The organism is Azospirillum endophyticum (genome assembly GCF_016595245.1).
In the GTDB taxonomy this organism is placed as follows: Bacteria; Pseudomonadota; Alphaproteobacteria; order Azospirillales; family Azospirillaceae; genus Azospirillum; species Azospirillum endophyticum.
In genome coordinates, this window is sequence record NZ_JAENHM010000030.1 from 312,780 (window position 1) to 334,719 (window position 21,940).

Annotated in this window: 14 protein-coding genes and 2 tRNA genes; 14 read left to right on the forward strand and 2 right to left on the reverse strand. The window is 67.0% G+C overall.

Going from position 1 to position 21,940, the window contains the following annotated elements; all coding sequences use genetic code 11:
• The first annotated feature begins 200 nt into the window (after nucleotides 1–200).
• The 11 genes from JHL17_RS10920 (at nucleotide 201) to JHL17_RS10970 (ending at nucleotide 14,361) form a co-directional block, all read left to right on the forward strand.
• Nucleotides 201–1,664, forward strand: coding sequence for an NAD(P)H-hydrate dehydratase (locus tag JHL17_RS10920; RefSeq protein WP_200192934.1), 1,464 nt, complete (start codon nucleotides 201–203; stop codon nucleotides 1,662–1,664).
• Between the two features lie 91 nt (nucleotides 1,665–1,755).
• Complete coding sequence (locus JHL17_RS10925) at nucleotides 1,756–3,285, forward strand: malonyl-CoA decarboxylase (RefSeq protein WP_200192936.1); 1,530 nt, start codon at nucleotides 1,756–1,758, stop codon at nucleotides 3,283–3,285.
• Nucleotides 3,286–3,423: 138 nt separating this feature from the next.
• Nucleotides 3,424–3,508 (forward strand) — tRNA-Leu (locus JHL17_RS10930).
• Between the two features lie 91 nt (nucleotides 3,509–3,599).
• Nucleotides 3,600–4,943, forward strand: coding sequence for a trigger factor (gene tig, locus JHL17_RS10935; RefSeq protein ID WP_200192938.1), 1,344 nt, complete (start codon nucleotides 3,600–3,602; stop codon nucleotides 4,941–4,943).
• Nucleotides 4,944–5,055: 112 nt separating this feature from the next.
• Nucleotides 5,056–5,682 carry an ATP-dependent Clp endopeptidase proteolytic subunit ClpP gene (gene clpP, locus JHL17_RS10940; RefSeq protein ID WP_098739527.1) on the forward strand — a complete coding sequence of 209 codons (627 nt, stop codon included), beginning with the start codon at nucleotides 5,056–5,058 and terminating at the stop codon, nucleotides 5,680–5,682.
• A gap of 256 nt (nucleotides 5,683–5,938) precedes the next feature.
• Nucleotides 5,939–7,201, forward strand: coding sequence for an ATP-dependent Clp protease ATP-binding subunit ClpX (clpX, locus tag JHL17_RS10945; RefSeq protein WP_200192940.1), 1,263 nt, complete (start codon nucleotides 5,939–5,941; stop codon nucleotides 7,199–7,201).
• A gap of 354 nt (nucleotides 7,202–7,555) precedes the next feature.
• Nucleotides 7,556–9,550 (forward strand): methyl-accepting chemotaxis protein, encoded by a 1,995-nt coding sequence (locus JHL17_RS37870; RefSeq protein WP_200192942.1) that lies wholly within the window; start codon nucleotides 7,556–7,558, stop codon nucleotides 9,548–9,550.
• 207 nt (nucleotides 9,551–9,757) lie between these two features.
• Nucleotides 9,758–12,172, forward strand: a complete 2,415-nt coding sequence (gene lon, locus JHL17_RS10955; protein ID WP_200192944.1) for an endopeptidase La — start codon at nucleotides 9,758–9,760, stop codon at nucleotides 12,170–12,172.
• A gap of 196 nt (nucleotides 12,173–12,368) precedes the next feature.
• Complete coding sequence (locus JHL17_RS10960) at nucleotides 12,369–12,641, forward strand: HU family DNA-binding protein (RefSeq protein ID WP_012974523.1); 273 nt, start codon at nucleotides 12,369–12,371, stop codon at nucleotides 12,639–12,641.
• A gap of 95 nt (nucleotides 12,642–12,736) precedes the next feature.
• Nucleotides 12,737–12,811, forward strand: a tRNA-Val gene (locus JHL17_RS10965).
• A gap of 455 nt (nucleotides 12,812–13,266) precedes the next feature.
• Entirely contained in the window at nucleotides 13,267–14,361 is a 1,095-nt protein-coding gene (locus JHL17_RS10970; RefSeq protein WP_200192946.1) for a hypothetical protein, read from the forward strand.
• Between the two features lie 66 nt (nucleotides 14,362–14,427).
• Here JHL17_RS10970 and JHL17_RS10975 read toward each other — a convergent pair whose 3' ends face one another.
• Both JHL17_RS10975 and JHL17_RS10980 read right to left on the reverse strand, forming a co-directional pair.
• Complete coding sequence (locus tag JHL17_RS10975; RefSeq protein WP_200192948.1) at nucleotides 14,428–15,615, reverse strand: hypothetical protein; 1,188 nt, start codon at nucleotides 15,613–15,615, stop codon at nucleotides 14,428–14,430.
• Nucleotides 15,616–15,747: 132 nt separating this feature from the next.
• Nucleotides 15,748–18,054, reverse strand: coding sequence for a DNA topoisomerase (locus tag JHL17_RS10980; protein ID WP_200192950.1), 2,307 nt, complete (start codon nucleotides 18,052–18,054; stop codon nucleotides 15,748–15,750).
• Between the two features lie 18 nt (nucleotides 18,055–18,072).
• Between JHL17_RS10980 and JHL17_RS10985 the strand changes: the two genes are divergently transcribed.
• From JHL17_RS10985 to fusA, 3 genes are all read left to right on the forward strand, one after another.
• Nucleotides 18,073–18,870 (forward strand): trypsin-like serine peptidase, encoded by a 798-nt coding sequence (locus JHL17_RS10985; protein WP_247893449.1) that lies wholly within the window; start codon nucleotides 18,073–18,075, stop codon nucleotides 18,868–18,870.
• A gap of 98 nt (nucleotides 18,871–18,968) precedes the next feature.
• The gene (locus JHL17_RS10990; protein WP_200192954.1) at nucleotides 18,969–19,316 is read left to right on the forward strand and encodes a RidA family protein; all 348 of its coding nucleotides are present in this window, start codon (nucleotides 18,969–18,971) and stop codon (nucleotides 19,314–19,316) included.
• A gap of 229 nt (nucleotides 19,317–19,545) precedes the next feature.
• A complete protein-coding gene (fusA, locus tag JHL17_RS10995; RefSeq protein WP_200192956.1) occupies nucleotides 19,546–21,687 on the forward strand; it encodes an elongation factor G in 2,142 nt (713 codons plus the stop codon).
• Nucleotides 21,688–21,940: the final 253 nt, after the last annotated feature.

The window sequence follows — 21,940 nt, forward strand, 5'->3', positions numbered from 1 at the left end:
TCGTACACATGTTGTTGTACGCGTCTTGGAAAATCCGGTCTTATGAACGTCCGCACGGCTGGCCCGCCGTTTTGCGGACGTTTATGCTTGTCCGCATGGTTTGTTCCGGGTGAAGACACTGCCTACGGGTAGAGCGGGCATGCGCATCTTCGCCTGTTCGAAGCCTTGCCAACGCAAAGCCAGGGTCGGGGGAGTGGGGGATGGCTGAGCTTCTGTCCGTCGCGGAGATGTATCGGGCCGACCAGCTGGCGATCGCCGCCGGCGTTCCCGGCCCGGCCCTGATGGAGGCCGCCGGCGCCGCCGTGGTCCGCGCGGTGTGCGAACGCTGGGCGCCGCATCCGACCGCCGTGCTCTGCGGCCCCGGCAACAACGGCGGCGACGGCTTCGTGATCGCCCGGCTCCTGCTGGAAGCCGGCTGGCCGGTGCGGCTGGCGCTGCTCGGCACGCGGTCGGCGCTGACCGGCGACGCCGCGGTGGCGGCCGAACGCTGGCCCGGGCCGATCGAGGCGGCCGATCCCTACATCCTCAAGGGCAATCCCCTGGTCATCGACGCGCTGTTCGGCGCCGGCCTGTCCAGGCCGCTCGATGGTCTGGCCCGCACCGTCGTCGAGGCGATGGAGGGGCGCACCGTGGTGGCGGTCGACGTGCCGAGCGGCCTGCACGGCGACAGCGGCCGGGTGCTGGGCACCGCTCCCCAGGCGGCGCTGACGGTCACCTTCTTCCGCCGCAAGCCCGGCCATGTCCTGCTGCCCGGCCGCACGCTGTGCGGCGAGGTGGTGGTGGCCGACATCGGCATTCCGGAGCGGGTGCTCGACGGCATCGCCCCGCAGACCGCGGTGAACGAGCCGTCGCTGTGGCGCCACCGCTTCCCCTGGCCGGCCCTGGACGGCCACAAATATGCGCGCGGCCATGCCGTGGTGCTGGGCGGCGCGCGGATGACCGGGGCCGCCCGTTTGGCGTCGGTCGCCGCTTTGCGTGCCGGGGCCGGGCTGGTGACCATCGCCTGTCCGCCGGAGGCGTTTCCCGTCTATGCCGCCGGCTGCGCCAGCGTGATCGTCGATCCGCTGGAGGACTCCGGCGCCTTCGCCCGGCTGCTTCAGGACTCTCGCAGGAACGCGGTACTGATCGGGCCGGGGGCGGGCAGGGGGGCGCAGACCCGCGCCGCGGTGATGGAGGCGCTCGATGCCCGCCGGGCCTGCGTGCTGGACGCCGACGCGCTGACCAGCTTCGCGGATACGGCCGATGAGCTCTTCGACCGGCTCGACAAGCGTTGCGTCCTCACCCCCCATGAGGGGGAGTTCGCCCGGCTGTTCGGCGAGTCGATCGGAATGGATGGCGACAAGTTGTCGCGGGTGCGGGCCGCCGCCGCGCGGTCGGGCGCCGTCGTGGTGTTGAAGGGGGCCGACACCGTGGTCGCCGCTCCCGACGGCCGGGCGGTGGTCAACATGAACGCGCCGCCCGATCTGGCGACCGCCGGCACCGGCGATGTGCTGGCCGGCATCGTCCTCGGGCTGCTGGCGCAGGGGATGGACGGATTCGAGGCCGCCTGCACTGCGGTCTGGCTGCATGGCGAGGCGGGGCTGGCGCTCGGCCCCGGCCTGATCTCCGACGATCTGGCGGGCGCGCTGCCCGGCGTGCTGAAGGCGCTGAAGGCGCAGGGCTGAAGCCGCGTCGCCGTGGCGTCGGCGGTACTCCTGACGACGGCGTCCGCACACCCCCTTGCGACGGCGCTCCGGGCGGGCCAGACTCCGGAGTATGAGCGACGCACCCGACACCACCACCCTGGAGCCTGTGCCGCCATCCCCGGCCGCCCAGCCCAATTTCTTCGACCGTGCGCTGGACAACCTGCGCACCCGCTGGCGCGAGATCGCGGCATCGGCCCGCGGCGCCGTCGGCGCCCCGCCCCGCACCCATCTGCCCAAGGAAGACGCCGAACGGCTGAAGGAGCAGATCGAGGCCTGCCTGGAATCGCGCGGCGGCGAGGTTTCCGCCCGCGCCCGTGCCGCCCAGCTCGGCCGCACCTATCTGGCGCTCGATCCGCAGGGCCGCCGCAATTTCCTTCTGATGCTCGCGCGCGACTTCGACGTCGACCGCGACGCGGTGGCGGAGGCGATGGCGACCTTCCAGGCGGCGGCCGATCCGGTCGCCCGCGGCCATGCCGAGCGGGCGCTCCGCCGCGCGCTCGAGCCGCCGCGCCTGCGCCTGCTGACCCAGTTCAACGCCCTGCCGGAAGGGGTGAAGTTCCTGGTCGACCTGCGGGCCGAGCTGATGGAGATGGCGCGCGGCGAGCCGCTGCTGCAGGCGCTGGAAGACGACCTGAAGAACCTGCTGCGGGCCTGGTTCGACGTCGGCTTCCTGGAGATGCACCGCATCACCTGGGACAGCCCGGCCTCGCTGCTGGAGAAGCTGATCAAGTACGAGGCGGTGCATGAGATCAGCGGCTGGCAGGATCTGAAGGACCGGCTCGATTCGGATCGCCGCTGCTTCGCCTTCTTCCATCCGCGCATGCCGCACGAGCCGCTGATCTTCGTCGAGGTGGCGCTGGTCCAGGGCATGTCCGACACCGTGCAGGCCCTGCTCGATCCGACGGCGCCGGTCTGCGATCCCAAGAGCGCCGACAGCGCCATCTTCTATTCCATCTCCAACGCGCAGGTCGGGCTGGCCGGTATCAGCTTCGGCAATTTCCTGATCAAGCGGGTGGTGGACGGGCTGGCGACCGAGTTCCCCAACATCAAGTGTTATGCCACGCTGTCGCCGATTCCCGGTTTCCGCCGCTGGTTCGACCGGATGCTGGACGGCGACGGCGATGCCCTGCTGACCGGCGCGGAGGCCGAGCGCATCGCCGAGCGTCTGACCGAGCTGGACCAGGTCGACGATGCCGGGGCGCCGACGGAGGGCGGCGTCGGCATCGACGAGTCGCCGCTGCTCGCCCGGGTCCTCTCCCGTCCCGCCTGGGTGGAGGACGAGGAGCTGCTGAAGCGGCTGCGCGGACCGCTGGCACGGATATGCGTCCAGTACCTGACGTCGGTCCAGGAACCGAAGGGCCATGGCCGTGCCCGCGCGCTGGATCCGGTGGCGCATTTCCACCTGACCAACGGCGCCAGGATGGAGCGGCTGAACTGGCTGGCCGACCGCTCGCCCAAGGGGCTGAAGCAGTCGCTGGGCATGATGATCAACTACCGCTACCGCCTGGGCGAGATCGACGCCAACCACGAGGCCTACACCGGCGAGGGACGCATCATCACCTCGTCGGCGGTCCGCGCGCTGGGCAAGGCAGGCGGCTGACGCGAACAGGCGATCGGTCACTCGGTTGACGGGGCCATTTTGCCTGTTTGCTTCCGGCGCGCTGTGCTATAGACCGGACTTCGCCGGCGGTCCGGCGGGTGTTTGCGCACCCGTCGCGGCTGCCTTTGCCATGAGAACGCGGGCGTGGCGGAATTGGTAGACGCGCTGGATTTAGGTTCCAGTGACTTCGGTCGTATGGGTTCAAGTCCCTTCGCCCGCACCATGGCAACACCTTGGACCGCATGGACAACACGGATTCGGGCCGCCCGGACGGGCGCCGCCGGGCCGGACCAACGAGATAGGCTTTCGTTCCGATGAACATCACCGAGACCAGCACCGACGGCCTCAAGCGCGAATTTCAGGTCGTCATTTCCGCCAAGGACATCGAAGAGAAGGTGAACGGCAAGCTGGAAGAGCTGCGCCGCACGGTCCAGCTGCCGGGCTTCCGTCCGGGCAAGGTGCCGGTCACCGTGATCAAGCAGCGCTATTTCGGCGGCGTGCTGTCCGAGGTGCTGGAGGACGCCATCTCCGACAGCTCGCGTCAGGCCCTCAGCGAGCGCGGCCTGCGCGTCGCCCTGCAGCCGAAGATCGAAGTCGAGAAGTACGAGGACGGTGGCGACCTGACCTACAAGATGGCGGTCGAGCTGCTGCCCGACGTCGAGCCGGGCGACTTCTCCGGCATCGAGCTGGAGAAGCCGGTCGCCGAGGTCACCGACGAGTCGGTGGAAGAGGCGATGGCCCGTCTGGCCTCGGCCCATTCGACCCAGGCCCCGGTCACCGAGGACCGTGCCGCCGAGACCGGCGACATCGCGGTCATCGACTTCGCCGGCACGGTCGACGGCGAGGCGCTGGAAGGCATGGACGGCAAGGACTACCCGCTGGAGCTGGGTGCCGGCCGCTTCGTCCCCGGCTTCGAGGAGCAGCTGGTCGGCGTCAAGGCCGGCGAGCACCGCACCGTCAACGTCACCTTCCCGGAAGACTACCCGCACGAGCGCCTGAAGGGTGCCGCGACGGTCTTCGAGGTCGACGTCAAGGAGCTGCGCAAGAACGTCCCGGCCGAGGTCAATGACGAACTCGCCAAGGAGTTCGGCATGGAGAGCCTGGAGAAGATGCGCGAAGCCATCCGCGACCGCATCAAGGGCGAGTATGACGGCCTGTCGCGCCTGCGCGTGAAGCGCCAGCTGCTCGACAAGCTGGCCGAGGCGCATTCGTTCGAGGTGCCGGCCGGCATGGTCGACATCGAGTTCGAGGGCATCTGGGCCCGCCTGCAGGAAGAGCTGAAGAACGGCACGGCCGGCGAGGACGCCGACAAGCCCGAGGACGAGCTGAAGGCGGAATACCGCTCGATCGCCGAGCGCCGCGTCCGCCTGGGCCTGCTGCTGTCGGAAGTCGGCCGCCGCAACAACATCCAGGTCACCCAGGACGAGGTGAACCGCGCCCTGATCAACGAGGCCCGCCGCTTCCCCGGCCAGGAGCGCCAGGTGTTCGAGTTCTTCAAGCAGAACCAGCAGGCCCTGGAGAACCTCCGCGCCCCGATCTTCGAGGACAAGGTCGTCGACCACATCCTCGATCAGGCCAAGGTGACCGAGAAGACCGTCAGCGTCGAAGAGCTGAGCAAGGACGAGGACGAGGCCGGCAGCGAGTCTGCCGCGGCCTAACTCCCCAAAAGGAGTGGGGGCGGGCTACCATCCGCCCCCAAAGGTTCCTATATGTGGTTCCGTGCCGGCAACGATCACCGGTTCAGCCAACTGCGGGGGCAGGGAAGAACACATGTACGACTTCGAGCCGAAGATGAATGCTCTGGTCCCGATGGTCATCGAACAGACCAACCGGGGCGAGCGCGCGTACGACATCTATTCGCGCCTGCTGAAGGAGCGGATCATCTTCCTGATCGGCGGAGTGAACGACGCCGTCGCCAGCCTGATCTGCTCGCAGCTGCTGTTCCTTGAGTCGGAGAACCCGAACAAGGACATCGCGATCTACATCAATTCGCCGGGCGGCTACGTCTCGGCCGGCCTCGCCATCTACGACACCATGCAGTACATCCGTCCGCAGGTGTCGACGGTGTGCATGGGTCAGGCGGCCTCGATGGGCTCGCTGCTGCTGGCCGCCGGCGCGCCGGGCAAGCGTTTCTCGCTGCCCAACAGCCGCATCATGATCCACCAGCCGTCGGGCGGCGCCCAGGGCCAGGCCTCGGACATCGAGATCCAGGCGCAGGAAATCCTGAAGCTGCGCTCGCGCCTGAACGACATCTACGTCAAGCACACCGGGCAGGACCTCGACACCATCGAGACCGCCATGGAGCGCGACAAGTTCATGTCGCCGGAAGAGGCGAAGGCCTTCGGCCTGATCGACGAAGTGGTGGAAAAGCGCCCGGGCGTCGACCACCATTCGTGAGCCGCCTGTCCTCGGCCCTTCCAACAAAGGGTTGATCGGGTCGTGACGCTGTTGTTGAATGGCAGTGACACGATCCGGTCATCAGGGGAAGCCCGCGAGGGATTACAGGTGTGCGGATCGTGATGCGTCACTATATAGGCGCATGACCCTGTCGCGGACGCCGTCCGCGATAACCTGAGTAGGACCGGCGTCGGGGGGCGCCGCGAACGGGTATGGTTCCCAAGGACCACGCCTCCCGCGAGATGACGGAGTACCGATGAGCAAGTCCAGCAGCGGCGATTCGAAGAATACGCTCTACTGCTCCTTCTGCGGCAAGAGCCAGCACGAGGTCCGCAAGCTGATTGCCGGTCCGACGGTGTTCATCTGCGATGAATGCGTCGAACTGTGCATGGATATCATTCGCGAGGAGAACAAGACGACCCTCGTGAAGTCCCGCGACGGGGTTCCGACTCCGCGCGACATTCATGCGGTACTCGACGATTACGTCATCGGGCAGTCCTACGCCAAGCGCGTGCTGTCGGTGGCGGTCCACAACCATTACAAGCGCCTCGCCCACGGGACGAAGCACAACGACGTTGAACTGGCGAAGTCGAACATCCTGCTGATCGGCCCGACCGGCTGCGGCAAGACGCTGCTGGCCCAGACCCTGGCCCGCATCATCGACGTTCCCTTCACCATGGCCGACGCCACGACGCTGACCGAAGCTGGCTATGTCGGCGAGGACGTCGAGAACATCATCCTCAAGCTGCTCCAGGCCGCCGACTACAATGTCGAGCGGGCGCAGCGCGGCATCGTCTACATCGACGAGGTCGACAAGATCAGCCGCAAGTCCGACAACCCGTCGATCACCCGCGACGTGTCGGGCGAGGGCGTGCAGCAGGCCCTGCTGAAGATCATGGAAGGCACCGTAGCCTCGGTGCCGCCGCAGGGCGGACGCAAGCATCCGCAGCAGGAATTCCTGCAGGTCGACACCAGCAACATCCTGTTCATCTGCGGCGGCGCCTTCGCCGGGCTGGACAAGATCATCGCCCAGCGCGGCAAGGGCACCAGCATAGGCTTCGGCGCCGATGTACGTTCGGCCGACGAGCGTGCCACCGGCGAGATCCTGCACGAGGTCGAGCCCGAGGATCTGCTGAAATTCGGTCTGATCCCCGAGTTCATCGGCCGTCTGCCGGTGCTGGCCACCCTGTCCGACCTGGACGAGGGCGCGCTGGTCGAGATCCTGAGCAAGCCGAAGAACGCCCTGGTCAAGCAGTACCAGCGCCTGTTCGAGATGGAGGACGTCCATCTGGAGTTCTCCGAGGACGCCATGAGGGCCATCGCCCACAAGGCGATCGCCCGCAAGACCGGCGCCCGCGGCCTACGGTCGATCATGGAATCGATCCTGCTCGATCCGATGTTCGACCTGCCGGGCCTGACCGGCATCGAGAGCATCCTGGTCAACAAGGAAGTGGTCGAAGGGCGCGCCAAGCCGCTCTACGTCCATGCCGAACGGCGCAGCGAGGCGCCAGGCGCCTAGGTCGTCTACAGCTTTTGATAGGTAAGAGAGGGGCGCTCCGGCGCCCCTTTTTCATTCTCGGTAGTATTGTTGAGTTCTTCCAAGCTCAGACGGTCTTTGAATGCAGGAAGCGCAACCCGGTTTCAGGCAATGCCATGATCCCGGAATTAATGAATCGAAAAATATAAGCTGATAGGTTTAGCTCGAAAGTTTGGAAGCGCAAGAAAAGCCACGTCGCTCCGGCTCGTGCTTCGGCGATTCCGACCGCTTGGACAAGAAAATTGCGGTGGGCGAGCAATGAAAATACGGAATTTCCTCTACGTTTGCCTGACATGCGTCGGAGTGGTCGCTGCCGTTCCCGCGATTTGGCTCGCGGTGCAGGAGAGCGCATCGGCCGGACGGGCCGCCGACGCGCGCGGCATCGTCGACGTGCTGGGAGCCGCCACCGGGTTCGGCGAGACGATGGCGCTCGAACGCGGTGTGGTCAACCTGCCGCTGACGGCCGGGAAGCTCCTCGACGACGCCACCCGCGACTCGCTGTCGAAGGTGCGCTCCCAGTCGGATGCGGCACTCGCCCGCTACCTTGCCGCCGTCAAGGCTTTGGCGGACCCAAAGGCGATCTCGGAGAGCGCCGGGCTGGCGGACCGCCTGTCGGAAGTCCGCAGCCGGACCGACGGTTGGCTGGCGAAGGAGGCATCCGCCCGCCCGGCCGACGCGTCGGCGCAGTTCTTCGCCGGGATGGTCAAGGTGGCCGAACAGATCGCCGTGACGACGAACCGTCTCGGCCATCGTCTGAACGACCTCGACGCGGCCGTCGGCGACCGGGCGGACATCGCGATCCGCGCCGCGGCGCTGCGCGAGCAGGCCGGCCAGCAGTCGGTCCTGTATCTCCGGGCCCTGGGCACCGGCAAGCCGATGACCCCCGAGGCCGAAGCCGAGGCGATGACGCTGGAGGGGCGGATCATGGCCAACTGGACTTCGGTGGCCGACGACATCGTCGCCGGCGACATGGAGCCTCCGCTGCGCGCGGCGCTGGAAACCGCGCGCAAGGGCTACATCCAGGGCTTCGGTGCCTTCAAGGCCCGGGTTCTGGCGGCATCGCGGGCCGGCAAGCCCTATGACCTCGACGGTGCGGAATGGCGCCGCTCGGCCTCCCCGCTGCTCCAGGATCTGCTGGTGATCCGCGACGCCGGCATCGCCGTCGGCCGGGAAATGGCATCCGACCATCATTCCACGGCGTTCAGCCGCATGTTGCTGGCCATCGGCGTGATGGTGGCCGGATTTGCCGCCCTGATCGGCGTTGCGGTCGCGATCACCCGGCGGGCGTCGCGGCCGATCGTCGAACTGGCGGGCGTCGTCGGGCTGATCGCCGGCGGACGGCGCGACGTCGAGGTGCCGCACCGGCAGCGCAGCGACGAAATCGGCGAGATGGCCGCAGCGATCGACGTCCTGCAATCCCGGGCCCGGGAGGCCGATGCCGCCGAGTCCCGGCGCCGCACGGACCTGGAGGAGCGCGAGGAGAACCGCCGCATCATGGAGCAGGTGACCAAGGAGTTCGTGGCCCAGCTCGAAACGGTGGTCGGCCATCTTTCCACGACGGCCGAAGCCGTGCGCGGCAATTCGGAACAGCTGACCTCGGCGGCCGAGAGCGCCTCCTCGCTGACGTCGTCGGTGGCCTCCGCCTCGGAACTGGCGAACGGCAACATCCAGACGGTGGCGGCGGCGGCCGAGCAGCTCCAATCCTCCATCGGCGAGATCAGCCGGCGGATCGACGACGCCTCGCGCGTCGCCCAGGAGGCCGTGCGTGAAGCCGGAAGCACCGCCGGGATCGTCGCCACCCTGGCCGACCGGGCGGCCGGCATCGGTTCGGTCGTGGACATGATCAGCTCGATCGCCTCCCAGACCAATCTCCTGGCGCTGAACGCGACGATCGAGGCGGCGCGCGCCGGCGAAGCGGGCAAGGGCTTCGCCGTCGTCGCCAGCGAGGTCAAGAACCTCGCCGGGCAGACGGCCAAGGCGACGGAGGACATCCAGCTCCGCGTCGGCGAGATCCGCGACGTCAGCGGCAGCGCAGCCACGGCGATCAACGCCATCAGCCGCACCGTCACCGCGATCAGCGAGGCCGCCTCGGCCGTCGCCGCCGCGGTGGAGGAGCAGAATGCCGCCACCCGCGAGATCGCCCGCAACATCCAGGCGGCGGCCCAGGGCACCGTCGAGGTGTCCGGCAGCATCGGACAGGTCGCATCGACCGCGGAAAGCACGCGCGTGGCGTCGGGAGAGCTGCTGAGCGCGTCGCGCGGCCTGTCGCACGAGGCCGGAAGCCTGCGAACGACCGTCGATGCCTATGTGAACCGCCTCAGAACCGCCTGATCCGGCGAAAAAGGGGAGGGAAGCGGCGGTTTCCGGCTGCGTTGCGGCTTGGAAACCGCCTGTGGGACATTTCAGCCCCCTTGAAGGCCGCAGGGCCGTGTGCCACGTTAGTCGGGTGCCGTAGGCGATTCCCGTGCTCACCCCGAGGCGGGGGCTGTGTCAGGCCCATTCCGGGCTGGCGGCGATCCATTCATTGAGGCCCTGCCCATGATCGAACTCTCCCGTGGTGCCCTCTACCCCGTCCTGCCGCTGCGCGACATCGTGGTCTTCCCCCACATGATCGTGCCGCTGTTCGTCGGGCGCGAGAAGTCCGTGCGCGCGCTGGAAGACGTGATGAAGGATGACAAGCAGATCCTGCTCGTCACCCAGAAGAACGCCGCGCAGGACGATCCGACTCCGGCCGACATCTACAGCGTCGGCACCGTCGGCACCGTGTTGCAGCTCCTGAAGCTGCCGGACGGGACCGTCAAGGTGCTGGTGGAAGGCGGCCAGCGCGCCGCCATCACCAAGTTCGCCGACAATGAGGAGTTCTTCCAGGCCCAGGCCGAGCTGGTCGAGGAAAAGACCGGCGAGAACCAGGAGCTGGAGGCGCTGAGCCGCGCCGTCGTCTCCCAGTTCGAGCAGTACATCAAACTGAACAAGAAGATCCCGCCGGAAGTGCTGGTCTCGATCAACCAGATCGAGGAAGCCGGCAAGCTGGCCGACACCGTCGCCTCGCATCTGGCGCTGAAGATTCCGGAAAAGCAGCAGCTTCTGGAATGCGCCACCGTGTCCGAGCGTCTGGAACGCGTCTATGCCTTCATGGAAGGCGAGATCGGCGTGCTGCAGGTGGAAAAGCGCATCCGCAACCGCGTCAAGCGGCAGATGGAGAAGACCCAGCGCGAGTACTATCTGAACGAGCAGCTGAAGGCGATCCAGAAGGAACTCGGCGAGACCGAGGACGGCCGCGACGAATCGGCGGAGCTCGAAGAAAAGATCAACAAGACCCGCTTCTCCAAGGAGGCCCGCGAGAAGGCGCTCGCCGAGCTGAAGAAGCTGCGGTCGATGAGCCCGATGTCGGCGGAAGCCACCGTGGTCCGCAACTACCTGGACTGGATGCTGTCCATTCCGTGGAAGAAGCGCACCAAGGTGAAGCGCGACCTGAAGCTGGCCCAGAAGGTGCTGGACGACGATCATTACGGTCTGGAGAAGGTCAAGGAGCGCATCCTCGAGTATCTCGCCGTCCAGAACCGCATGAACAAGGTCAAGGGTCCGATCCTCTGCCTCGTCGGTCCGCCCGGCGTCGGCAAGACCTCGCTCGGCAAGTCGATCGGCAAGGCGACCGGCCGCAACTTCGTCCGCATGTCGCTGGGCGGCGTCCGTGACGAGGCCGAGGTGCGCGGTCACCGCCGCACCTACATCGGCTCGATGCCCGGCAAGGTCATCCAGGGCATGAAGAAGGCGAAGTCGTCGAACCCGCTCTTCCTGCTCGACGAGATCGACAAGCTCGGCGCCGACTGGCGCGGCGACCCGTCGTCGGCCCTGCTGGAGGTCCTGGATCCGGAGCAGAACGGCACCTTCAACGACCATTACCTGGAGGTCGACTACGACCTGTCCGACGTGATGTTCGTCTGCACCGCCAACACGATGCGCATGCCGCAGCCGCTGCTGGACCGCATGGAGATCATCCGCGTCGCCGGCTACACCGAGGACGAGAAGGTCGAGATCTCCAAGCGCCACCTGATCGAGAAGCAGATCGAGGCGAACGGCCTGAAGAAGGGCGAGTTCACCATCTCCGACGACGCGCTGCGCGATCTGGTCCGCTACTACACGCGGGAAGCCGGCGTCCGCTCGCTGGAGCGCGAGATCGCCAACCTCTGCCGCAAGGCGGTCAAGGAGATCCTGCTGAAGTCGGGCGGCAACGCCAAGGTCGCGGTCACCCGCCGCAACCTCGACAAGTATGCCGGCGTCCGCCGCTTCCATTACGGCGAGGCGGAGCTGGAGGATCTGGTGGGCGTCACCACCGGCTTGGCCTGGACCGAAGTCGGCGGCGAACTGCTGTCGATCGAGGCCGTCGGCCTGCCCGGCAAGGGCCGCGTCACCACCACCGGCAAGCTGGGCGACGTGATGAAGGAATCGGTCCAGGCGGCCGAGAGCTACGTCAAGTCGCGCGCCGTCGCCTTCGGCATCAAGCCGACGCTGTTCGAGAAGAAGGACATCCACGTCCACGTTCCCGAAGGCGCTACGCCGAAGGACGGCCCGTCGGCCGGCGTCGCCATGGCCACCTCCATCGTCTCGGTGCTGACCGGCATTCCGGTCCGCAAGGACGTGGCGATGACCGGCGAGATCACGCTGCGCGGCCGGGTCCTGCCGATCGGCGGCCTGAAGGAGAAGCTGCTGGCCGCCTTGCGCGGCGGCATCAAGCATGTGCTGATCCCGAAGGACAACGAGAAGGATCTGGCGGACATCCCGGACAACGTGAAGCGCGGTCTGGAGATCATGCCCGTCGGTACGGTGGACGAAGTGCTGCGCAACGCGCTCGTCCGCCCGCTGGAGCCGATCGAGTGGACCGAGCCGGAGGTCGACGCGGCCGCGGCGAAGGCCCAGGAGAAGGGCGCCGACGGCGACGCCCTGCGTCACTGACCGGGATGGCGGCCGCGATCACCTTGCGGCCGCCGCCGGTTGCGTGACTTTTGGGGAGATGAGGAGCTTTGCCGCCCGGCGGGAATTGACGGGCGGCAAGCGCTGTGCTTATCCTTTGCTTCCAAAAAGTCGTGGACGAACAGTCCTGGGGCGACTTTTGTCGTTCAGTATTTGCTGAATTTCGAAGGGGGATTGCGTGAACAAGAACGATCTCGTGGCGCATGTTGCCGAAGCGTCCGGTTTGTCCAAGACCGACGCCACGAAGGCCGTCGATGCCGTGTTCGACAGCATCGCCGAATCCTTGAAGAACGGCGATGAGGTCCGTCTGGTCGGCTTCGGCACCTTCGCGGTGGCCGAGCGCCCCGCGACCGAAGGCCGCAACCCGCGCACCGGCGAGAAGATCGACATCCCGGCGTCGAAGCAGCCGAAGTTCAAGGCGGGCAAGACCCTCAAGGACGCCTTGAACTGAGCTTGAAGTGAGGCCCGCTGTCAGGGCATAGTGCCGCCGGCCGGGCATTCACCCGGCCGGTTCGTATTTCGGGCCGGCCTGCCTTCCGGTCCTTCGGGCGATTAGCTCAGCGGTAGAGCGTCTCGTTTACACCGAGAATGTCGGGGGTTCGATCCCCTCATCGCCCACCAATCTTTTCAACGATTTAGCTGCGATGCCCAGGCCCCTCCGAGGGGCCTTTGTCGTATCTGGCCGGCAATCGGGTGGTTGGGGGCCGACGATCCCGCCGGCGTTTCGGCGATGGCCAGCCGCGGATTTGCGGTTTCCTCAGCGCTGCGCTCGGCCGGATGTCGGGCAAAGCGGGGCGGGGACAGGCGAGGAGGCCCAGGATAAACTCCCTCTGACGATGCGGACACTCAACCTCCAGGTCTACGCCCGCCGCTCGCTTCCCATCCATCCGTAGACGCGAAGGGGCCTACCTCCCAAAAAAGGGTAGGAAAGGCGGTCAATCCACCCATCCGATGGAGCTGTTGATATCCGAATGTGTTTTGGGCACGGATTGCGTGTGGAATGCTCCCGACTTAGCCAGTGCCGTCGGCGTGGCCTGCCGGGATCGTCGACCCTCAACTCGAAAGGCGATAGCCCCGTGTCTGCGCTTGCTCTTCCCAACCGCCCTTTGGGGCTGGCGCGTGATGTGATTTCCACCCCGCGCGCCTATTTTTGGGCGACGCCCGTCATTCTGGCGCTGACCATATTCATGCTCGTCTGGGAAGGCCCCGGCGTGGTCCGCGACTTCCAGATCAGCCAAAATCCCCTGGTGCTCGAAGACGGGGATGTGCGGAACGGACAGTGCAAGACGCGCAAGGCCATCTTCACCGACTGCGAGGCGCAGCTCGTCTACAGCTACAAGGGGCGGAACTACAGCAGCGACGTCGAGGTGATGTTCGTCGATTTCCATGTCGGGGATTATGAAACCGGCTTGGTGATCTCGGCCGACCACCCTGAACTTGCGACGATGACCCTGGCCCTTGACAAGCTGTGGAACCGGATCATCACGCTGGCGGTGTTCGTCGTGCTGCTGGGCGGCTCGAGCTTGGCGATGGTGTTCCTGGCCCTGCGGATCTGGCGCGTCAGGCGGCAACTGCGCCAGCCGGCGAGGCTGACGGCCGTTCCGGTCGAGATCACGGCGTTCGACCGGAAACGCAACATCCTGTCCATCACCTACAACGACAAGATCGCCGACGACAAGACGGGCCGGTCGGCCTACACGCGCATGAGGAGCGGAGAGGAGCCTCTCGTCATCGGGGAGGCCAACGGCAAGGCGGTGGGGCTGGCGGTGAGGCATGGGAATACGGCTCTGCCCGTGCTTCTGGACGACCGCTTGCAACGAATCGATCTCTCCGCCGAGGAGCGGGCGACCGCGCTGGCTCCGTTCGCCCATCAGCGGGAGGACGGCCGGACCGCCCCGGTGCTGATCGAGGAGCCCGGGAAGACGGTGCCGCTCCGGAAACGTCTCCGGGCGTTCTTCGCCACGCTGCTTCTGATCGTCGCCGGCGTGCTCGGATTCTGGCTGTGGTACGTGACCAGTTCACCCACGCAGTTCCAGTCGCCCGGCATGGACATCAACAACCTCATGCCGGCGCCCTTGAACCGGTGGGGATGCGACCAGCTCAAGAAGAGGTTCGGACAGGACCGCGCCCCGTTCGGCTGCGTCGCCGGCGATTACACGAGCTGGAAGTAACGGCGACTGACGAGCGGCCGGGCCGCGCGGGCTGCAGCCGGGGACATCGGCCGCAGCCCGCGCCGGTCACGGTTCGCCGCAGGGGTTGGGCTGATCCTTCAGGCCGACATAGCCTTGTTTCGCATCGTACAGGAACTGGTATTGGCGCAGGAAATGACGGCCGGTGTTGATGAAGGGCGCTTTCCTGACGGCGGGCGGGGGCGGCTCGGTGCTTGACGGGATCACCTGCACCGGCTCGTTCGGTGCGCCACCGCCGATGACGAAAGCGTCGGTGGCGATCGGGTTGGCGGAATCCGGGATGTGGACGGCGACCGAGGTGCGGGGAGCCAGCACACCCACCGTCTTGTCGGGTTCGCTCTTGTCCGGCTGCCGGATCGTCTCGAATTTGATCGAGGGCGGCACCGTCATGTAGCTCTGCGGAATGCCGGTATCGACCAGGACATTCGCAGGCGTGCAGATCGGACCGTCGGCATCGCGGTTCTCGTCCGGATTCACGGCGATGCAGCCGCGCGGCATCATCCAGTCGCCGGGATACTGCGGGTAGGGTTCCAGCTTGGCGAATCGGAAGCCCGCCGTATTGGCGGCGGTCAGGCCGACCTGGATGCCCTGCCGGCCGATGATGTAGCCGGTGTTCAGCGTGCCGTCGGCGACGGGCTGGCCGTTCACGCTGCGCAGGTTCAGCAGGACGTTCTTGTCGGGGGTGCCCTGGGGCTGGAAATCGGCCTCCTGCCCGAAGCCGACCCCCATGTACAGCACCGGCTTTTCCGGTGGGGGCAGGTTGGGGCAAATCTGCCGGTCGGTCTGATAGCTGTCGCAACGGCCGGATTTTTCCACGCCGAGGATGAACACGTCGGACGTCGCGACCGGCTTGTCGCCGCGGCCGTACAGGGTGACCGTCATCGGGACCCAGGTGCCGACCCACAGCACCTTGCTGCTGGACAGGAACTGGGTACCGGGCTTGGCCCCCGGTGCCGTCTTCAACCGGTCATAGCCGGGGATGTTGGTGGCGGACATGGCGACGCCGACCGATCCGGTGTCCATCGTCACCGTATGGATCGTGCCGGACCCGGCGATGCCGAACCTGAGTTGGGGCGGGTCGGTGAAGGACACCGGCTGGAAATTCGCGAAGGGAATGCACTGCGTGACGCTGGCGCCGCCATAGTTCGGCACACTCTGGGCCAGCGCGGGCGCGGCGGTCGCCAGCGTCAGCAAAGTGGCGGAGACGATGCGCGAGGTCCGACCGGAGACTCTCATGGGGATGCCCGGAAAAGATTGAGACATTCCCAAAAATTACAGGCTGCGCGAGCGGCGTCCAGCAACCTTTATCGCCAAAATGGCGCGATTCTTTCCAGACCTGCAACCTTGGGCCGGGCGATCGGGGGCATGTCAGCGGGCATGCTGATCCAGAAAGCTGCGGCACTGGTCGAAGTCGCGCAGGCACGGGTCGGGCAGGGCGATGCCCTTGCGGTCCGCCAGGCTACGGGCGAAGGCGACCATCCGCTCGGTTGGCTCTCGTCGGCGTCGGGAGTCCGGAGCGGGGGAGCCCGGACTGGACGTCTCGCCGACCGGCGCGCCTTGCGCAACCACCGCAACCGGCGGCGCATCGCCAACCGCCTTCGCCTTGCGGGTGCGGCGCGGCTTCGGGGCCGCGGGCTCTTCATCGGGAGATACGGGGGCAGGCAGGGAAGCGGAGGCGGCGGCTTTCCGCGTGCGGCGGCGCACCGGTTTTGCCGCCTCGCCGGTCGCCGCAGCCGTGCTCCGGACCGCGCTGCTTCGCGGTGCCGTGCCACGCCCGGCGGCGCCGCGGCGGGCGAATCGAATCTTGGCGGCGGGAAGGCCGAGGTCGAGCGCCGCGCCGCGCTGCCCGACCAGGGCGCCGATCAGTCGTTCCGCCTCCGTTGCGATGGCGTCGATCACGCGGCGGAAATCGGCACGGCCGGTCACCACCTCGTCCAGCTTCATCTCCCACAGCGCGGTGGTGCCGGGATCGACCAGGGTCGGAGCGGCGGCCCGCAGGGTTTCGAACAGATGCAGGCCGGCCGGGGTGGGCACCAGCCATTTGCCGTCGGCGCCCAGCAGGTTCTGCTTGCGCAGCCCCTTGATGACTTCGGCGCGGGTGGCGGGGGTGCCGATCCCCTTGGCTTCCTTCAGCCGGTCGCGCAACGCCGGATCCTCGACGAAGCGCCAGGCGTTCTGCATGGCGTCGACGAGCGTGCCCTCATTGTAGCGCGGCGGCGCCTGGGTGCGCTTGGCCTCCACCTTGGGGTCGCTCAAGGTCGCCATCTCGCCGTCGGCGAGCGGCGGCAGCGTCTGCTCGGCCTCCTCCTCCGGCTTGCCATCGGATTCGGCGGAGCCGAAGGCGGCTTTCCATCCCAGCTTCAGCGGGATGCGGCCGACGGCGCGGAAGGCGACCGGTTTCCCCCCGACGGGCACCGGCAGGGTGACGCTGGTCTGGCGGTATTCGTAATCCGGCATCACCGCGGCGAGATAGGAGCGGCAGACCAGCGCGAACAAACGCTTCTCGTCGTCCGTCAGCCGGACCAGACGCGATTCGAGATCGTCCAGCACATTGACGTTGGGAATCACCGCATGGTGCGACACCCCCTCCAGTGCCTTGTCGCAGAAATGGCCGGACTTGCCCTTGCGGATCACCGGCCGCCGAACATCCATGTGGGTGTCGAGATGGGCGAAGCCGCGCAGCCGGGTCAGCGCGCCGACGATGGCCGGCGCGTCGGCGATCTGGTTCTCCGACAGATAGCGGGCTTCCGCGCGCGGATAGGTGATGAGCTTCTTGCCGTCGCCGTCATACAGCTCCTGCGCCACCGCCAGCGTGCGGTCGGCGGTCCAGCCCCAGCGCTGGCCGCAGGTCTTCTGCAGCGACGGCAGGTCGTACAGCTTGGGCGGCGCCTGCCGCTTCTCCTCCACGGTCACGGTCAGCGGGCCGCGATGGTCGGCGGCGGCGCGGGCGATGGCCTCGGCGGCGGCGCGGTCCTTGATGCGGTCCTTCGGCGCCGGGGCGTGGCGCATCTGGAAGCTGCCTTCCGCCACGGTGGCCGTCGCCACCACCTCGAAATAATCCTCCGGCTTGAAGTTGCGGATCTCAAGCTCGCGCAGGCAGACGATGGCCAGGGTCGGGGTCTTCACCCGACCGATGCCGATCACCCCGCGGGTGCCGGGGGCCAGCAGGGTCTTGGTCGCGGTGCGGGTCAGCGACAGGTTGAAGATCTGATCGGCCTGCTGGCGCGCCACCGCCGCCTCGTAGATCGGCCGCATGCTGTCGTTGGGCTTCAGCGTGGCGAAGGCGTCGCGCAGCGTCTTGGGGTCCTGGGCTGTGAAAATCGCGCGCCGCACCTTGCCGCGATAGCCGACATGCTCCAGGATTTCCTGGCCGATCAGCTGGCCTTCGCGGTCGCAGTCGGTGGCGAGGATCACCTCGTCGCAGGCGCGCAGCGCCGCAGTGATCGCCTGGAGCTTCGCCGCCTTGTTGCCGCCCTGGTCGGGCCGGGTGGGATAGAGTCCGTCCGGCTTCAGCAGGGTCGGCGACCAGCGTTTCCAGGCGGGATCGACCTCGTCCGGCTCGGCGAGCCGCAACAGATGGCCCTCGGCCGGCAGGATGCGGCCGTAACGGTCGCCCAGGGCCGCGCGCAGGTCCTTCGCCTGGCTGGATTTCTCGGTGATGATCAGCGTCGCCATGCGCCGGAGGATACGGGATTGAGAGAAACGGAGCAAGAACATGCGCGTGGCCGGCGCCCCGGGCTTGGAGCCGCCGCGCTTGCGCTGGCACTTCTGGCCGGCGCCGCTGCCGGCGATGCCCATGCGCAACGGCCGTTGCTGCCCGGCGTCGGACCCGGCGACCGCCGGGCGCCGGTGGATGCGACCGTGGCGCCCTGGCGCAGCGTCGTCCGGGTCCAGACCAATCTGGCCGGCCGCTGCACCGGCGCGCTGGTCGGCAGGCGCACGGTGGTGACCGCCGGGCACTGCCTGTTCAATCCGCGCACGAGGCGGTTCCTGCAGGCGTCTTCCCTGCATGTCCTGTTCGGCTACGACAGGGGAGAATTCACCCGCCATGTCACGGTCGCGCAGGTCGCGACCGACCCCGCCTATGATCCGGCTTCCGCAACGCCCATGGCCGCCGCCGACTGGGCGGTGCTGACCCTGTCCGAACCGGCTCCTGAGTCGGTGCCGCCGCTTCCCGTCGATGCGGACGCGCTGCCGGCCGGCACCCCGGTGATGCTCGGCGGCTACAGCCAGGATCGGGCGCAGATTCTGATGGCCGACCGCGACTGCCGCTTGCTGGGCGGCAGCGGCGGGCTGCTGGTGCATGATTGCGACGCCACGCGCGGTACCAGCGGCGGGCCGCTGCTCGTGCGGGCGGCGAGGGGGGAGGGCTGGGCGGTCGCCGGAGTCGGCGTCGCCGCCGGGAACGCGCCGGTCGTGCGCAATTTTGCCGTCCCGTCGGCGCGTTTCGCCGCACTTTTGGCGAAGGATGCCGCTGCGGGGCAGCCGTGAGCGGGGGAGTCGCATTTTTTTCTTCGCGCGCGGCTCCGAATGGCATAGACGTACCCGCGTCTCTTTCGAGCCCCCCCGGAACCCGGAGTCTTTCCGCAATGTCGATCCAGCGCTTCCACACCGGACCGCGCATGAGCCAGATGGTCGTCCACAAGGACACGGTCTATCTCGCCGGTCAGGTCGCCGACGAGCCGACGCCCGACGTCGAGCGTCAGACCGCCCAGATCCTGGCCCAGATCGATGCCTTGCTGGCGGAAGCGGGCAGCGACAAGAGCAAGCTGCTGTCGGCCACCATCTATCTGGTGGACATCGCCAGCTTCGGCGCGATGAACAAGGCGTGGGAGGCCTGGGTCGACCCGGCCAATCCGCCGGCCCGCGCCACGGTGGAAGCAAAGCTGGCGGCTCCCCAGTATCTCGTTGAAATTCAGGTCACCGCCGCCAAATAAGGCGGCGAAAACGGGGCGACCCGGCAGCCTCGGTTGGGGTGTGCCGGCGTGGCCCGAACGCTGTCAGGGCCGCGCGCTTCAATAACCCGACAAATTCGCTTGTCGGTTTACGGAATGTTAATGACGCCTTAACAGATCGCCCGTAAAACCCCGACCAACCTCTGCCGCCGAAGCGGACGACCCTGACGGTCGCGCTTCGGTTGTCGCGTTACTGCAATGGAACCGCAACATGCCGCGCCAAACGCCACTGTCTGACATTCGGAACATCGGCATCATCGCCCACGTCGACGCGGGCAAGACGACGACCACCGAGCGTATTCTGTACTACACCGGTCGCAAGCACACGATCATCGACGTCCACGAGACGAAGGATCTGAAGACGTCGACCACGACCGACTACATGGAGCAGGAGCAGAAGCGCGGCATCACCATCCAGTCGGCCGCCGTTTCGACCTTCTGGCGCGAGAAGAAGATCAACGTCATCGACACCCCGGGCCACGTGGACTTCACCATCGAGGTGAACCGCTCGCTCCGCGTGCTCGACGGCGCGGTCGTGGTGTTCGACGGCGTCGCCGGCGTGGAGCCGCAGTCGGAGACCAACTGGCGTCTGGCCGACAACTACAACGTGCCGCGTATCTGCTACGTCAACAAGATGGATCGTTCGGGCGCGAACTTCCAGCGTTGCGTCAGCATGATCAAGGCTCGCCTGAACGCCCGCCCGGTCTGCATCCAGGTCCCGCTCGGCTCGGAAGACAACTTCCGCGGCATGGTCGATCTGGTTGAGATGAAGGCGTATGTCTGGTTCTCGGACGACAAGGACGCCAAGTGGGAGAGCTGGGAGATCACCGACGATCTCGCGAGCAAGCTCAACCTGACCGTCAAGGAAGACCTGGACAACATCGCCAGCATCCCGGCGCTCCGCGCCGAGCTGGTCGACACTGCGCTCGAGCAGGACGACGCGGCGATGGAAGCCTATCTGGAATCGGGTGAGGACCCGTCGCCCGACGTGCTGCGCGCCTGCCTGCGCAAGGGCACCATCACCAGCGCCTTCACTCCGGTCCTCTGCGGCTCGTCCTACAAGAACAAGGGCGTCTGCCAGGTTCTGGACGCGGTCGTCGACCTGCTGCCGGCCCCGACCGACGTCGAGGCGATCAAGACGGTGGACGAGGACGGCAACCCGAACGGCGAGCGTCTCAGCTCCGACGACGCGCCGTTCTCGGCGCTGGCCTTCAAGGTGCTGAACGACACCTACGGCTCGATGACCTTCGTCCGCGTCTATTCGGGCGTGCTGACCAAGGGCATGTCGATCCTGAACTCGACCCGCGGCAAGCGCGAGAAGATCGGCCGCATGGTCGAGATGTACGCGAAGGACGCCAACCCGATCGAGGAAGCCCGCGCCGGCGACATCATCGCGCTCGTCTCCCTGCAGGAGACCGAGACCGGCGATACGCTGTGCGACGCCTCCGCGCCGGTCATCCTGGAGCGCATGCGCTTCCCGGACCCCGTGATCAGCGTGTCGGTCGAGCCCAAGACCAAGGGCGAGCAGGAGAAGTTCTCCATCGCGCTGGGCAAGATGGTCCGCGCCGATCCGTCGCTCCGCCTGGAGACCGACCGTGAAACCGGCCAGACCATCCTGCGCGGCATGGGCGAGCTGCACCTCGAAGTGACGCTCGACCGCATGCGCACGGAGTTCGGCGTGGAAGGCAACATGGGCAAGCCCCAGGTCGCCTACCGCGAGACGATCACCAAGCCGGTCGAATACACCTACACCCACAAGAAGCAGACCGGTGGTTCGGGCCAGTTCGCCGAGGTCAAGATCGTCTTCGCGCCGCGCGAGCGGGGCGAGGGCTTCGAGTTCCTCGACGAGACCGTCGGCGGCACGGTTCCGCGCGAATACGTGCCCTCGGTCAAGAAGGGCCTGGAGATGCAGAAGGAAGACGGCGTCCTCGCCGGCTATCCGACCGTGGACTTCAGCGCCCGCCTGGTGGACGGCAAGTACCACGACGTCGACTCGAACGCGCTGACGTTCGAAATCGCCGCCAAGGCCTGCTTCCGCGAGGCTCTGCCCAAGGCCGGCCCGATCCTGCTCGAGCCGGTGATGAAGGTCGAGGTCGTGACGCCGGATGACTACCTCGGCGACGTGATCGGTGACGTCAACCGCCGCCGCGGCACGGTGCTGGGCCAGCTGGAGCGTGGGTCGAACATCGCCGTGGAAGCCAACGTCCCGCTGAACGAGATGTTCGGCTACATCGGCCAGCTGCGCGGCATGACCTCGGGCCGTGCGTCCTACACCATGGAGTTCAGCCACTACGAGCCGGTGCCGCGCAACGTCACCGACGAAATCGTGGCCGGCCGCAACAAGGCCGCCTGATCGCCGATCCGGCAATCGGGAATTTGGTAAAGCAGACGGCCGGCGGAGCGATCCGCCGGCCGTCTGCCGTTCTGGGACATGGGAAATCGTCATATGACGGCCCTGGGCACCGATCCGTCGGAGCACTGCCGTCTGCACCGACGCCATAGAGGGCATAGGTCGGGGGCTGTAAGGCCGGTCAGCGGTCCCTCCGACCAATTCGTTAGCGTTTTGCAACCAAAAAATAGTTGGCAGGCCGTCGATTCCGTGTCCA